This window comes from Streptomyces sp. NPDC025638, from assembly GCF_055558775.1.
The window spans coordinates 533441-547286 of the sequence record NZ_JBVHLX010000004.1 but is presented as its reverse complement, the minus strand read 5'-3'; the positions used below and the strand labels follow the sequence as shown (position 1 = coordinate 547286).

13 protein-coding genes are annotated in these 13846 nt (G+C 72.7%); 8 read left to right on the top strand and 5 right to left on the bottom strand.

Features of this window, described 5'->3' with window-relative positions; genetic code table 11:
* The first annotated feature begins 57 nt into the window (after positions 1-57).
* A complete protein-coding gene (locus ACZ4EG_RS13510; protein WP_467790741.1) occupies positions 58-426 on the top strand; it encodes an ArsR/SmtB family transcription factor in 369 nt (122 codons plus the stop codon).
* Positions 427-912: 486 nt separating this feature from the next.
* Here ACZ4EG_RS13510 and ACZ4EG_RS13505 read toward each other — a convergent pair whose 3' ends face one another.
* Together ACZ4EG_RS13505 and ACZ4EG_RS13500 are read right to left on the bottom strand one after the other, a co-directional pair.
* Entirely contained in the window at positions 913-2550 is a 1638-nt protein-coding gene (locus tag ACZ4EG_RS13505; protein WP_467790740.1) for an APC family permease, read from the bottom strand.
* 200 nt (positions 2551-2750) lie between these two features.
* Entirely contained in the window at positions 2751-3158 is a 408-nt protein-coding gene (locus ACZ4EG_RS13500; protein WP_453554030.1) for a CoA-binding protein, read from the bottom strand.
* A gap of 123 nt (positions 3159-3281) precedes the next feature.
* On the opposite strand from ACZ4EG_RS13500, the gene ACZ4EG_RS13495 reads away from it, so the two are divergent.
* From ACZ4EG_RS13495 to ACZ4EG_RS13485, 3 genes are read left to right on the top strand one after another with little or no spacing between them, the layout of a single operon-like run.
* Positions 3282-4109 carry a hypothetical protein gene (locus tag ACZ4EG_RS13495; RefSeq protein WP_467790739.1) on the top strand — a complete coding sequence of 276 codons (828 nt, stop codon included), beginning with the start codon at positions 3282-3284 and terminating at the stop codon, positions 4107-4109.
* On the top strand, positions 4106-4648 hold the full coding sequence (locus tag ACZ4EG_RS13490) for a SixA phosphatase family protein (protein WP_453554026.1): 543 nt from the start codon (positions 4106-4108) through the stop codon (positions 4646-4648). Before ACZ4EG_RS13495 ends, ACZ4EG_RS13490 begins: the two co-directional genes overlap by 4 nt.
* Positions 4649-4702: 54 nt before the next feature.
* Positions 4703-5329: a YigZ family protein gene (locus tag ACZ4EG_RS13485; protein ID WP_390710367.1), complete on the top strand. Its 627-nt coding sequence runs from the start codon at positions 4703-4705 to the stop codon at positions 5327-5329.
* A gap of 35 nt (positions 5330-5364) precedes the next feature.
* Here the strand turns inward: ACZ4EG_RS13485 and ACZ4EG_RS13480 are convergent, their stop codons facing one another.
* Together ACZ4EG_RS13480 and ACZ4EG_RS13475 are read right to left on the bottom strand one after the other, a co-directional pair.
* Positions 5365-6393 carry an MASE1 domain-containing protein gene (locus tag ACZ4EG_RS13480; protein WP_467790738.1) on the bottom strand — a complete coding sequence of 343 codons (1029 nt, stop codon included), beginning with the start codon at positions 6391-6393 and terminating at the stop codon, positions 5365-5367.
* 118 nt (positions 6394-6511) lie between these two features.
* Positions 6512-7846, bottom strand: coding sequence for a PP2C family protein-serine/threonine phosphatase (locus tag ACZ4EG_RS13475; RefSeq protein WP_467790737.1), 1335 nt, complete (start codon positions 7844-7846; stop codon positions 6512-6514).
* 278 nt (positions 7847-8124) lie between these two features.
* Here ACZ4EG_RS13475 and ACZ4EG_RS13470 point away from each other — a divergent pair, with 278 nt between their 5' ends.
* Both ACZ4EG_RS13470 and ACZ4EG_RS13465 read left to right on the top strand, forming a co-directional pair.
* Positions 8125-9288, top strand: a complete 1164-nt coding sequence (locus tag ACZ4EG_RS13470) for an exonuclease SbcCD subunit D (RefSeq protein WP_467790736.1) — start codon at positions 8125-8127, stop codon at positions 9286-9288.
* Positions 9285-12278, top strand: a complete 2994-nt coding sequence (locus ACZ4EG_RS13465) for an AAA family ATPase (protein ID WP_467790735.1) — start codon at positions 9285-9287, stop codon at positions 12276-12278. Before ACZ4EG_RS13470 ends, ACZ4EG_RS13465 begins: the two co-directional genes overlap by 4 nt.
* Before the next feature lie 2 nt (positions 12279-12280).
* Here the strand turns inward: ACZ4EG_RS13465 and ACZ4EG_RS13460 are convergent, their stop codons facing one another.
* Positions 12281-12727: an Lrp/AsnC family transcriptional regulator gene (locus ACZ4EG_RS13460; protein WP_453554014.1), complete on the bottom strand. Its 447-nt coding sequence runs from the start codon at positions 12725-12727 to the stop codon at positions 12281-12283.
* Between the two features lie 94 nt (positions 12728-12821).
* Here ACZ4EG_RS13460 and ACZ4EG_RS13455 point away from each other — a divergent pair, with 94 nt between their 5' ends.
* Positions 12822-13295 (top strand): rhodanese-like domain-containing protein, encoded by a 474-nt coding sequence (locus ACZ4EG_RS13455; protein WP_467790734.1) that lies wholly within the window; start codon positions 12822-12824, stop codon positions 13293-13295.
* Positions 13296-13319: 24 nt separating this feature from the next.
* On the top strand, positions 13320-13835 hold the full coding sequence (locus ACZ4EG_RS13450) for an immunity 21 family protein (RefSeq protein WP_467790733.1): 516 nt from the start codon (positions 13320-13322) through the stop codon (positions 13833-13835).
* Positions 13836-13846: the final 11 nt, after the last annotated feature.

Sequence of the window (13846 nt, the reverse complement as noted above, 5' to 3'; positions counted from 1 at the left end):
TCACCTTCCGGTGCGCGGGAGTGGACGGGGGACGCCCACGGAGCCCATTATGTGCGTATGAGCGCACGCATGCACCTATCACCTGCGCATCATGCGCATCCGCGTACCCCCGGCGACGAGCAGTTCGCGCTCGCCGCCGATCTCCTGGCCCTGCTCGGCGACCGCACCCGGCTCACGCTCCTGCACGCGCTCACCGCCGGGGAGGCCGATGTCACCACGCTCACCCAGGCGTGCGACGCGGCCCGGCCCGCCGTGAGCCAGCACCTGGCCCGACTGCGGCTCGCGGGCCTCGTGAACACCCGCAAGGAGGGCCGCCGGGTGGTCTACTCACTCAGCGACGGCCATCTGCGCCGCCTGGTCGACGAGGCACTGAAGGTCGCGGACCACCGGCTCGGCGAAGCGCAGCGCCGAGCCGCTCCTTCGTGAGGCGGGAAGGGGCTGCCGGCCGCACTGAGGAGCGTGCGGCGGCCGTCGCACGGGTCGGGTTCGGCCCTTCGCCTCGACGGTGCCTGACCTCGGGGCTGCGGGCCGTGTGACCGGCGAGGCCGCGCGGATGGCTGCCGAACCGCACACGGAAGACGGCGGCGCCTGGGCGAGCAGCGCCGGAGCCGGCGACAAGGTCGCAGTGCATCAGTCGGCGTTGCCCCGCCCTAGGGCAGAAGTACGACACCGCGGGCTGGTCCGTGTCCAGGTCGTGCAGCCGTACGTCCCGCACGCCGAAGCGGATGCCGCCGCCCTGTGCGTCGGCGTACTCACGCACCGGATCCGTGACCGGCAACGGCTGTGTGCAGACGTAGTGGTGACGCCCCGTCAGCCTCGACGCTCGCGACACCGCACCCCCCCGCATGACGGTGTCCCGTCCGCCGCGGCAGGGCAGCCGTGGTGGACGGGACACCGTCGACGATGCGTCGGTCAGTGCGCCGGGGCGTCGGTGATCACGACCTCGTCGATGCTGCGCTCGATCTCCTCGGGACGCGCCGCGGTCGCCTTGGCCCAGTAGTAGATCAGCAGCGAGAAGGCGGTGACGACGAGGATGTCCCACCACAGGGGAATCGTGCCCTGGCCGCCGAAGCCGCCGAGCCAGGAGATCACGCCCATGCCCACCAGGTAGCCGGGCAGCCACTGGGCGGACTTGAAGTTCATCCGGGGAGCGTCGGGCAGCCCCTTGCTGGTGGCGTACCAGGCGTAGCCGCCGAGCAGCACATAGCCGAGGACGATGGCGAAGCCCAGCCGCCACAGGGTGTCCCAGCCGGCCCAGTAGATGATCAGGTTGGCCACCACGAACGACAGCGGGGAGATGATCTTGCCGAGGGGCAGACGGTAGGGGCGCTCGTGGTGCGGCAGGCGGTCGGAGAAGACGCCGTACGCCAACGGCGCGCCCGCGTACATCAGCACGCTCGCCGAGGTGATGAAGCCGACCAGCTCCTGCCAGCTCGGGAACGGCAGGAAGCAGACCACGCCGGTCACGAAGGACATGATGAGGCCGAACCACGGCACGCCGCGGGCGTCGGTCTTGGCGAACGCCTTCGGCGCGTAGCCGTTCTTGGCGAGGCCGTAGGAGACGCGCGAGGTGGCGGTGGTGTAGATCAGGCCGGTGCCGCCGGGGGAGATGATCGCGTCGAGGTAGAGGACGAAGCCCAGCCAGCCCAGGCCCACCAGGGTCGCCAGGCCCGCCCAGGGGCCGCTGATGCCGGGGAAGTCGAGCTTGGCCCAGCCGTGCGCGAAGGAGGTGTGCGGCAGCGCGGCGATGAACACGACCTGGAGCAGGATGTAGATCACGGCGCCGATCGCGACCGAGCCGAGGGTCGCCCGCGGCAGGTCGCGCTTCGGGTTGCGGCTCTCGCCCGCCAGTTGGATCGCCTGCTCGAAGCCCAGCAGCGCGAAGATGATGCCGCTGGAGCTGATGGCGCCGAGCACGCCCTTGGCGCCGAACGGCGCGAAGCCCTCGGACGTGAAGTTCGACGTGTGGAAGTTGCCGATCGCGATGATGAAGATCGCGGCGAGCGGGACGGCGATCTTCCACCAGGTCGCGGCGCTGTTGGTGTGCGCCAGCGCCCGCACGCCGAAGAAGTTGACCCCGACGAAGACGGCCATCAGGGCGACGGCGATGACGAAACCGCTGGTCGTCAGCGTTCCGTCGGTGTGCTGGAGGCCCTGGGCGAACTTCCAGTGACCGGCGTAACCGATCATCGCCTCGACCTCGATCGGGGCCACGGTCGCCGCCTGCAGCCAGGCGAACCAGCCGAACGACATGCCGGCCAGGCCGCCGAACGCGTAGTGCGGGTAGCGGGCCGTGCCGCCCGCCACCGGGAACATGCCGCCGAGTTCGGCGTGCACGAGGGCGAGCAGCACGATCGCGACCGCGCCGATCACCCACGAGATGATCGCCGCGGGCCCGGCCACCACGACCGCCTTCTCGGCGCCGTAGAGCCAGCCGGAGCCGATGATGGAGCCCACGGAGGCCCACATCAGGCCGATCAGCCCGACGTCGCGCCGCAGGCCGCCGGTCTCCTTCGTGGCTTGGGGCACGGCATGGTCGACATTCACCATGTCAAGGGGCCTCTCAGATCTGTACGCGGGTCTAACGGACAAGAGGCCACAGGTTAGGGACTTATTCGCGAGCCGCAAAAGACCGTTTCCCAAATTTTGACTCAGTCCTTGGGCTGCTGTTGGGGTGGTCTTTACACAGGTCAGCGGCTGATAACGAATGTGTGTATTCAGTTGCGTATTGCGCGAAGATCGCTCGACAACTACCGGAGAGTAGGAATTTCGATCGCCGGGCAGCGGTCCATGACCATGTCCAGCCGGGCGTTTCGGGTCCTTTCGTACGCGTCCTCGTCGACCACTCCGAGCTGGAACCAGACGGCCTTCGCGCCCTTGGCGACCGCCTGGTCCGCGATGAGCCCGGCGAGGTCGCTGTTGACGAAGACATCGACGACGTCCACCTCGAAGGGGATGTCCTCCAGAGAGGCGTAGCCGGGCTCGCCGTGGACCGTCTCCGCCTTCGGGTGCACCGGGACGACCCGCTTGCCGAACCGCTGGAGCACCTCCGCCACGCCGTACGCCGCGCGCCGCCGGTTCGAGGACAGGCCGACCACCGCCCAGGTGTCACCGAGCTCGGTCAGGATCCTGCGGATCGTCGCTTCGTCGCCGTACACGGTCGGCCTCCTCGGGCTCCGGGGATGTGTGCTCCCGGCAACAGCGCGGGCCGGAGCGCGATTCCCCCGCCCGGCCGGGAGGAGTACCCGATCTTGCGGCACGGTGTCCGGATTCGGCACCAAGTGCCTGCGTACGGCCCTCCGTCCGCCTACGCTCGGCCCGTGCTGCGCATCACCGACGCCCGAAGCGGCGAGACCGTCGACGCCGCCCCCGCCCGCCGGGGCCTGACCCGGGTCGAGGCGCATGCGTCGGCCTTCGACCCCTCATCCCTGCGTGTGCTCCTGGTCGCCGACCTCCTCGTCCGGGCCCTGGAGCTCGGCGGCACCCCCGTCTGGGCGATGCTGACCGGCCACCGCCGCCAGGCCGAGCTCCGCGGGGCGGCCGCGACCCTCGGCATCCGCCCCTTCGAGGACGCCCACGACCTCGCCTCCGGGCTCGGCGAGGCACAGATCGTGCACGTCGTGGGGGACGGCGGTGCCACGCCGGCGGACGGAGTCGTGGTCGGGGTCGCTCCCGCCGTCGGGGCGGGGGAGCCGTCCGGCAGCGCCTCCACGGTGCGGGCCGGTGAGCCGTCCCCGGCTGCTTCCGCCGATCTCCCCGGCCTGCTCTCCGACCCCTCAGCCCTGCGCTTCGCCCTGCTGGCCGGCCCGCGCACCGCCCCCGTGCGACTCGACGCGGCCGCGCTCGACGAGGCCGGGCGGACGCTCGCGCGCTGGCGGCAGGCCGTGGCCACCTGGGCGCGCCGGCCGTCGCGGCCGATTCCCGACGAGGTACGAGGGCGGCTGCGCGCCGCATGGGAGGACGATCTGGACGTGCCCGAGGTACTCGATGTCCTGCGGTGGGTGGAGACCGCCCCCGACCTGACGGACGGCGCCCGCTTCGAGACCTACGCCTACACCGACCGTCTGCTGGGCCTCGACCTCGCCCGCGACCTCGGGACCCTCGCGTGATCGCCCGCGCGGGAGTGGGCCCGCTGCGCCGGCTGGTCGTCCTGCGGCACGCCAAGTCCGCCTGGCCCGAGGGCGTCCCCGACCACCAGCGGCCGCTCGCACCGCGTGGCCGCCGGGACGCCCCGGCCGCCGGCCGCGCCCTCGTCGAGGCCGACTGCCTGCCCGACCTCGCGCTGTGCTCCACCGCCGTACGCGCCCGCCAGACCTGGGAACTGGCCTCGGACCAATGGGGCACGCCTCCTCCGGTGCGGCACGACCGGCGGCTGTACGCGGCCGGTGCGGAGGACCTGCTGGACGTCGTGCGCGAGGTACCGCCCGAGGTGGAGACGCTCCTGCTGGTCGGGCACAACCCGGGCCTGGAGGAACTGGTCCTCGACCTCGCGGGCGACGGCCTGGACGACGCGCTGGACCAGGTGCGGGCGAAGTTCCCGACCTCCGCGATCGCCGTCCTGGCCTGGCACGGCACCGGCTGGGAGGCACTGGGCCCGGGCACGGCGCTGCTGACGTCGGTGATCGTGCCGCGGGGGAAGAAGGAGTAGGCACGGGAGCGGGGGCCTCCCGGGCCACCGCGGGAGTCCGCATAGGCTGTCCGGATGCAGGACGAGTACCGCACCGTCGCCCACGCCGGCGTGCACGAGACAGAGGTCAACCGCTCCCGATTCCTGTGCGCCCTCGCCCCGGCGGCCACCGAGCAGGAGGCCCAGGACTTCATCGCCGCGATCCGCAAGGAGCACGCGGACGCCACCCACAACTGCTGGGCGTACGTCATCGGCGCCGACGCCTCGACCCAGAAGGCCAGCGACGACGGCGAACCGGGCGGCACGGCCGGAGTCCCGATGCTGCAGATGCTGCTGCGCCGCGACATGCGGTACGTCGTAGCCGTCGTCACCCGCTACTTCGGCGGGGTCAAGCTCGGCGCGGGCGGCCTCATCCGGGCCTACGGCGGGGCGGTCGGCGAGGCCCTGGACGCGCTCGGCACCCTCACCCGGCGCCGTTTCAGGCTGGCCACGGTGACCGTGGACCACCTGCGCGCGGGCAAGGTGCAGAACGACCTGCGCGCGACCGGACGCGAGGTGCGCGACGTGCGCTACGGCGAAGCGGTCACCATCGAGATCGGCCTGCCGGACGCCGACGTGGACGCCTTCCGCGCCTGGCTGGCCGACGTCACCGCGGGAACGGCCGGGTTCGAACTGGGCGGGGAGGCCTACGGGGACGCGTGACGCGCGATGCGGGATGCGCGACGCGGGATGCGTGATCACGCCGGCTTCGGGGTCTGTTCGCCGTGTTCCTCCTTCCGGCCCTGACCCTGGCCCTGGCCGTCGGGGAGTGTCGGACGGTGATCACCGGTGGCGATCCTGGCCGCCATTCCGGCGAGCTGCCCGCAGGCGCGCGCGATCTCCAGCTGGGTCTGGTTGCGCTCGGCGACGGCTGCCGAGAGCAGGAGCGCGGTCAGCGCGGTGGAAGTGTTGAACGCCTGCAGGGTGATCATGTTGGTGAGCAGGTCGTGACCGGCGAACGGGCCCGATCCCCGGGTGGCCGAGATGATCGCGAAGGTCGAGATCGCCAGTGCGCAGGGCGCGGCCCCGGCCAGCTGGAAGCGGAAGCCCGCCCAGATCAGCAGGGGGAAGCCGAGGAACAGCAGCGGCGCGCGACTGGTTTCGAGGAGACCGACGCCGGCCGTGGCCGCGACAAGGAGCAGTGCCTCCGCCCAACGGGGCGGCGGCACGTCCCTCGGCAGGCGCGCCGAGCGGAGGACCAGCAGGACCGGCGTGACCACCAGGACGCCCATCGCGTCGCCGGTCCACCAGACCGACCACGCCGGCCAGAAGTCGTCGGGGCCCAGCACTCCGGCCAGGCGCAGGGTCCCGCTGCCGATCGTCGAGCTGACCAGCATCCCGGTGAACGCACCGAGAAAGATGAGCGCCAGCGCATCCCGCAGACGGTCCAGTTCGACGTGGAAGTCCGCACGACGGAGCAGCGCGTACGAGCAGATGGGCGCGAGGGTGTTGCCCGACGCGATCGCGAGCACGGCCAGGGCGGTCGGCCCGAGCGTGATGTTGACCAGGAAGGCGCCGATCGCGATCCCGGGCCAGACCCGGGGTCCGCGCAGCAGCAGGCTCGCCAGGGCGATACCGGTCGGCGGCCACAGGGGGGTGATCTGGCTGCGCACCAGCTGCTGGAGCAGCCCCAGCTTGGCCGAGCCGAAGTACAGCCCGGCGACCACGCAGATCTCCAGGACAGCCAGGCCACCGCGCCGGAGCCGGTCACGCCGCTCGACACTCATCGGGCGACCTCCGTATCGACATCGCCACGAGGTCCATCATCCGTCCGATCCCTCGGATCCTCCACGGCACACCCGAGCCGGCCCGTCCGGCACCGTCGGCCGGCGTGCGGCCCGGGGGTCAGACGGGCGGGGTGCGCAGGGCGAGGATCGCCATGTCGTCGTGTCCGTCGCTGGGGTGCTGATCGGCCAGCACCTGAACGAACTCCCGCAGGGGCAGATGGGCATGCGCGCCGGCGAGTGCGGCGAGCGCGTTCAGACTCGTGTCGATGGAACGGTGAGGATCCTCGACCAGCCCGTCGGTGAAGAAGACCACGGTGGCGTCCGGGGGCAGGAAGCGGGAGTGGTCGGGGCGCGGCTGCTCGGGGTCGACCCCCAGCGGCAGCCCGGGCTCGGCGAACAGATATTCCGCCTTCTGCTCCGGGGTGATCAGCAGGGGCGGGACATGGCCCGCGGTGCTCCAGTGCATTCGCCAGCCCGGTCCCTCCGGCTCGATGCGCGCCAGTGTGGTGGTGGTGACGGGATTGTTCGTGATGGCCTGCAGGGTGCGGTCGAGCCGGGCGAGGACCGCGCCGGGCGTATTGCCCCGGTCGAACAGCAGCGCACGCAGCATGTTGCGGGTGGAGGCCATGGCGGCGGCGGCCCGCAGATCATGGCCGACCACGTCACCGATGACGACCGCCACGACGTTGTCGGGCAGCGGGACGGCGTCGTACCAGTCCCCGCCGACCTGACTGGGCTCGGCGGCGGGCCGGTAGATGGCGGCGGCGGTGAAGGGCCGCAGGTCGGGGAGGGTCGGCAGCAGAAGCCGCTGGAACTGCTCGGCTCCGACGCGCACCTGTTCGAACAGGCGGACGTTCTCGATGGCGATACCGGCGGCGCTGGCCAGGGCCACCAGGATGTTCTCGTCGTGGGCGTCGAAGGGCAGCCCGTCGTGCCGCTCCGAGAGGTAGAGGTCGCCGTAGATCTCGCCGCGGACGGTGATGGCGACGCCGAGCAGGGTGCGCATACGAGGGTGGCCGGGCGGGTAGCCGACGGAGGCCGGATGGGTCTGGATGCTGTCGACCCGCAGGGGCGCTGGATGGCGGATCAGGTGGCCGAGGACACCCAGACCGCGAGGCGGGTCGATCTCGGCCAGGTCGGCGCGCTCCCGCTCGGACAGACCGGCGGTGATGAACCGCTTCAGGCACTCTCCGTCCTCGTCGAGTACGCCGAGCGCTCCGTAGCGGGCGCCGACCAGGTCCATGGCGGTGGTCACGATGCGGTCCAGCACCGCGGGCAGCTCCACCTCCCGGCTGATGGCCACCACCGCGTCCAGCAGGCCCTGCAGCCGGTCCATGGCGTCGAGCAGGGAGCGCAACTGGTCGTCGATGCGGCCCAGCTCGGCACGCAGACGCAACTGCAGGTCGGGAAGGTGTGGCTGCCGGGGTCGTTTCCCTTCCTTCTCTCGTGCCATTGCTCTTGGTCGCCTCCAGCCCACGGATCCGCCTGTACAGCGTCTCATCCGAGGGGTGCAAAAGGTGCAGATATCAATTTCCTGGTCACACTACGCCTGCTCGGATCATCACGGATATATCTGGTCATGTGCCACCGGATGCGAGTGACACATCGAGGTCCGTGATGGATCAGGCACCCAGAGGCGTTAGCGTGGTGGGTGCCGACGGCGCGCCTGTTGCCGGTCGGTGCTGGTCCGAGGGGCGTCGGAGGGGGAAGCGTGCGGGGCGGAGCGGTTTCTTGAGATTGCTGCACACGTCCGACTGGCATCTGGGCCGGGCGTTCCACCGCGTGAACATGCTGGGCGCCCAGGCAGAGTTCATCGGTCACCTCGTCACCACCGTGCGCGAGCGCGAGGTGGACGCGGTGGTCGTGTCGGGAGACGTGTACGACCGCGCGGTGCCTCCGCTCGCCGCCGTCGAGCTCTTCGACGACGCCCTGCACCGGCTCGCGGCACTGGGCGTGCCCACGGTGATGATCTCCGGCAACCACGACTCGGCCCGCCGGCTCGGCGTCGGCGCCGGTCTCATCGGGCGGGCCGGTATCCATCTGCGGACCGAGCCGGCCGCCTGCGGCACGCCGGTCGTGCTGGCGGACGCCTTCGGGGACGTGGCCCTCTACGGGCTGCCGTACCTCGAACCCGCCCTGGTGAAGGACGAGTTCGGGGTCGAGAAGGCAGGCCACGAGAGCGTGCTCGCGGCCGCCATGGACCGCGTCCGCGTCGACCTCGCCGCACGCCCGCGCGGCACCCGCTCCGTCGTCCTCGCGCACGCCTTCGTCACCGGGGGCGAGGCCAGCGACAGCGAACGGGACATCACCGTCGGCGGAGTGGCCGCCGTACCGGCCGGGGTCTTCGACGGCGTCGACTACGTCGCCCTGGGCCATCTGCACGGCTCCCAGACCATCACCGAGCGCGTGCGCTACTCGGGCTCCCCGCTCGCCTACTCCTTCTCGGAGACGGATCACCGCAAGACCATGTGGCTCGTCGACCTCGGCGCCGACGGCTCGATCGGCGCCGAGCGCCTCGAATGCCCGGTCCCGCGACCGCTGGCCCGCATCCGCGGGACGCTGCAAGAACTCCTCGCCGACCCCGGCCTCGCCCGGCACGAGGACGCCTGGGTGGAGGCGACGCTCACCGACCCGGTCCGCCCCGCCGACCCCATGGCCCGGCTCGCCGAGCGCTTCCCGCACGCGCTCAGCCTCGTCTTCGCGCCGGAGCGCGCCCCGGACGACCCCGACGTGTCCTACGCCGGACGCCTCGCGGGCCGCAGCGACCAGGAGATCGCCGAGGACTTCGTGGCCCATGTCCGGGGTGCGGGTCCCGACGAACGGGAGCGGGCGGTGCTCCGCGACGCGTTCGACGCGGTGCGCGCGGGCGACGTCGTACGGGAGGTGGCGCGGTGAGGCTGCACCGGCTCGACGTGACCGCCTTCGGTCCCTTCGGCGGCAGCCAGAGCGTCGACTTCGACGCCCTCTCGGCCGCCGGGCTCTTCCTGCTGCACGGACCGACGGGCGCCGGAAAGACCTCCGTCCTGGACGCCGTGTGCTACGCGCTCTACGGCTCCGTGCCCGGGGCCCGGCAGACCGGCCAGGGCCTCTCCCTGCGCAGCGACCACGCCGACGCGCGCACCCGCACCGAGGTCCGCCTCGAACTGACCGTCGCCGGACGACGGTTGGAGGTCACCCGGCAGCCACCGTGGGAGCGGCCCAAGAGGCGGGGCTCCGGTACGACGACGGACAAGGCCCAGAGCCTGCTGCGCGAGTACGACGCGCCGGCCCGCGCCTGGAAGGACCTCAGCCGCTCGCACCAGGAGATCGGGGCCGAGTTCGAGCAGCTCCTCGGCATGAGCCGTGAGCAGTTCTGCCAGGTCGTCCTGCTGCCCCAGGGCGACTTCGCGCGCTTCCTGCGGGCCGACGCCGAGGCCCGCGGCAAGCTGCTGGGCCGGCTCTTCGACACCCGCCGCTTCGCCGAGGCGGAAAAGCGCCTCGCCGAACGCAGGCGTGCCACGGAGGTACGGGTGCGGGACGGCGATGTCGCGCTGCTGGCCGACGCGCACCGCATGCAGCAGGAGGCGGGCGACGCCATGCCGCTGCCCGAACTGGCCCCGGGGGAGCCGGGCCTGGCCGAGGCCGTGCTGGGCGCCGCGGCCGTCGCCCGCAGCACCGCTCGGGAACGGCTCACCCTCGCCCGCTGCCGCCTCACCGCCGCCGAATCCGCCCAGGCCGTCGCCGACCGTGCCCTGGCCGACGTACGCGAACTGGCGCGGCTGCAGGGCAGGTTCGCCCAGGCGCGGCAGCGGGCGGCGCAGCTGGAGGAGCGGTCCGGGGCCCACCGTGAGACGCAGACGCGGATGGAGCGGGGCCGCAAGGCGGACACGGTGGCGCCGGCCCTGGAACTGCGGGAGGCCGCCGACGCCGAACACCGGGCAGCGGCCGCCGCCGAGGCACGCGCGCGTGGACCGCTGCCGGAGACCTTCACGGACGCCGGTCCCGCCGGGCTGGCCGCCGCCGCCCGCCGGGCCGCAGAGGAGCTGGGCGGCCTGGAATCGGCCCGCCGCGCGGAACAGCGGCTCGCCGAGATCGCCGACGAGCGGGCCGGACTGGACCGTCAGGAGCGCGCCGACGAGGACGTGCTGCGGGAGGCCGCGGGCTGGCTCGCCGGATGGGACGACACGCGCGCGGGGCTGCAGGCCCGGATCGACTCCGCGCAGGAGGCCGCCACCCGCTCCGAGCAGCTCGCCGTACAGCGCGATCCCGCGCGGCGGCGGCTGGGCGCGGCCCGGATGCGCGACCAGTTGGCCGGTGACACCGAGGGGGCCCAGAAGCGGGTGCTCGCCGCCGAGCGGCAGGCCCTTCAGACCCGTGCCCACTGGCTCGACCTCAAGGAACAGCGCCTGAACGGCATCGCCGCCGAACTCGCCGCGCACCTCACCGAAGGCGAACCGTGCGCCGTCTGCGGAGCCACCGAACACCCCGCGCCCGCCCGCAAGGTCGCCGGGCACGTCGACCGCGAGGCCGAGGAGCGCGCCCTGGCCGCCTCCCGGCAGGCCGACGAGCAGCGCACCGAGGCCGAGCGCCGTCTGGGCGTCGTACGGGAAGCCCTGGCCGCCGCCACCGCCGAGGCGGGCGACGCGCCCACGGCCCGGCTCGCCGCCGAGGCGGACGAGCTGGAGCGCGCGTACACACAGGCCCGCCGGGACGCCTCCGCGCTGCACCCCGCCCACGAGGAGCTGCGGCGGGCCGAGCGCGAACGCGAGCGCCGCCAGGCCGAGCTTCGGCAGGCCGAGGTCGCCGCCGCCTCCCGGATCGCCCGGCGCGACACCCTGGAACGCGAAACAGCCACCCTGGAAGAGGAGTTGACGCAGGCGCGGGGCACCGCCGGCAGTGTGGCAGCGCGGGCCGCGCAGCTGGAACGGCAGGTCGCGCTGCTGACCGACGCGGCCGACACCGCGCGCGCCGCCGAGGACACCGCCCAGCGGCTCAAGGACGCCGACGCCCGCCTCGCCGACGCCGCCTACCGGGCCGGCTTCGAGACCCCGCAGGCAGCGGCCGCGGCGCTCCTCGACGATGACGAGCACCGCGAGCTCCAGCGGCGCCTGGACGCCTGGCAGTCCGAGGAGGCCGCCGTACGCGCGGTCCTCGCCGAGGCCGACACCGCTGCGGCCGCCCAGCAGCCGCCGGCCGACCTCGCCGCTGCCGAACGGGACGCGGCCGCGGCCGCCCAACGCTTGCGCGACGCGGCCTCCGCCCGCGACTGGGCCGCCCGCTGCTGCGCCGAACTCGACCGGCTCTCCGCCCGGGCGGCCGACGGCGTACGACGGCTCGCGCCGCTGCGCGAGGAGTACGACCGTGTGGCCCGCCTGGCCGCCCTCACCGCGGGCACCTCGGCGGACAACGAACGCAAGATGCGCCTGGAGTCGTACGTCCTCGCGGCCCGCCTCGAACAGGTGGCTGCCGCGGCGACCGTCCGGCTGCGGCGCATGTCCTCCGGCCGCTACACCCTCGTCCACTCCGACGACCGCACCGGCCGTGGCCGCAGCGGGCTCGGGCTGCATGTGGTCGACGCCTGGACCGGACGCGAGCGGGACACGGCCACGCTGTCGGGCGGCGAGACGTTCTTCGCCTCCCTCGCGCTCGCCCTCGGTCTCGCGGACGTCGTGACGGACGAGGCCGGCGGGGTCCGCCTCGACACGCTCTTCATCGACGAGGGCTTCGGCAGCCTGGACGACCAGACCCTGGACGAGGTCCTCGACGTGCTCGACTCCCTGCGCGAACGGGACCGCAGCGTCGGCATCGTCAGCCATGTCGCCGATCTGCGGCGCCGGATCCACGCGCAGCTGGAGGCCGTGAAGGGGAGAACGGGATCGGTGCTGCGGCAGCGGGGTGCCGGCTGAGGTCAGCGCCCCAGCGGGCGCCGGGGCAGGGGCGACGAGTACACGACGCTCGTGGTCACCGAGCCGAGCGCGCCGATCTTCCCCGAGATCGCCTCCAGATGGGACATGGACCGCGCGGCGACCTTGATGACGAAGCAGTCGTCGCCCGTCACATGGTGCGCCTCCAGGATCTCGGGCGTCGCGGCCACCAGGTCGTGAAAGGGCTTGTAGTTGCCGTTCGGGTACCTCAGCCGCACGAACGCGAGGATCGGCAGGCCCAGACGTTCGGGGTCGACGACCGCCGCGTACCCCTGGATGACTCCGGCCTCCTCCAGCCGGCGGACCCGCTCGGTGACGGCGCTGGAGGACATCGAGACGGCACGGGCGAGCTCCGCGAAGCCGGCGCGGCCCTCGCGTTGCAGGATGTCGAGGATCCGCCAGTCGGTGGCGTCCGGGGAATAAGCGGTCATCACCGAGAAATAGCAGGGGAATCCCCGGCCGATCAAGGGGAACCCCGGGCATCTCTACTTCAGGGAGCGGGTCGGCGGTCATAGATTCCTTGCCATGATCACCGACACCGTGAACCCCGTCCTGCGGGTCGCCCCCGCCGTCCCCGCCGAGGCCGCCGCCCACTTCCGGGCGAGCCTCGCCTTCCACGCCGACGTGTCCGACGTGGCCGCCGCGCTCGCGGGGGACGGCGATCCCGGCTTCGTCGTCCTCGACTCCCGCTCCACCGCGTCCTGGGACCAGGGCCACATCCCCGGCGCCATCCACCTGCCGACCGCTCTCATTCCCGAGCAGGCCGAGCAACTCCTCGACAAGTCCGTGCCGGTGGTGACGTACTGCTGGGGCCCCGGCTGCAACGGCGCCACCCGGGCCGCCCTCGCCCTGGCCGAACTCGGCTACCAGGTCAAGGAGATGCTCGGCGGATTCGAGTACTGGGTGCGGGAAGGCTTCGTCTACGAGACCTGGCAGGGGCCGGAGCGCCGGGACGCCGATCCGCTGACGGCACCCGTGGCAGGCGAGTGCGGCTGCTGACGCCCACCCGTGTAGGTTCTGCCCATGGCTCGATACGCGGAACCAGGCGTTCTGGAGTGGGTGGAGTCGGGAGGCGGCCCGCTCATAGCCGTCCCGGAGGCGGTGCTGCCGTTCTGGTCCGGGGCCGACGGCGAGGAGATGGACACCGACTACGACCGGGCGTGCGAGGTCGACGGATACGTCGGTCTGCTCCCCGTCGGCGACAGCGCGGCCCTGGTCCTCGGCGACGAACCGGCCTCCACCTCCTTCCTGCCCGACCACGGCACCTTCGTACGGTGGAGCGCCGCGAACTCCGAGGACGAACTGCTGGCCGGCGTTCCCGCCGCACTCGACGCGGCCGTGTGGGAGGACGCGGTCGGCTGGGACATACCCGGCCCCGTCGTCCTGTTCGACTCGGCCTGGTCCGGCACGGACTCCGCCCACCAGGAGCACCTGAGAGTGCCGCTGGAACCGGGCCGGTACGCGGTCCGTGCCGCCTACGCCCAGCCGGGACCGGAGACCTGGGTCGGGCTCGTACAGCTGCGACGGCTGCCGCACTGAAGCGGCGGCCG

Coding starts and splice junctions, on each gene's coding strand:
- ACZ4EG_RS13475 (WP_467790737.1), bottom strand. CDS start 7,846: ATGGCACGAGAGAAGGAAGGGAAACGACCCCGGCAGCCACACCTTCCC.
- ACZ4EG_RS13480 (WP_467790738.1), bottom strand. CDS start 6,393: ATGAGTGTCGAGCGGCGTGACCGGCTCCGGCGCGGTGGCCTGGCTGTC.
- ACZ4EG_RS13485 (WP_390710367.1), top strand. CDS start 4,703: ATGCAGGACGAGTACCGCACCGTCGCCCACGCCGGCGTGCACGAGACA.
- ACZ4EG_RS13510 (WP_467790741.1), top strand. CDS start 58: ATGAGCGCACGCATGCACCTATCACCTGCGCATCATGCGCATCCGCGT.
- ACZ4EG_RS13505 (WP_467790740.1), bottom strand. CDS start 2,550: ATGGTGAATGTCGACCATGCCGTGCCCCAAGCCACGAAGGAGACCGGC.
- ACZ4EG_RS13450 (WP_467790733.1), top strand. CDS start 13,320: ATGGCTCGATACGCGGAACCAGGCGTTCTGGAGTGGGTGGAGTCGGGA.
- ACZ4EG_RS13455 (WP_467790734.1), top strand. CDS start 12,822: ATGATCACCGACACCGTGAACCCCGTCCTGCGGGTCGCCCCCGCCGTC.
- ACZ4EG_RS13460 (WP_453554014.1), bottom strand. CDS start 12,727: ATGACCGCTTATTCCCCGGACGCCACCGACTGGCGGATCCTCGACATC.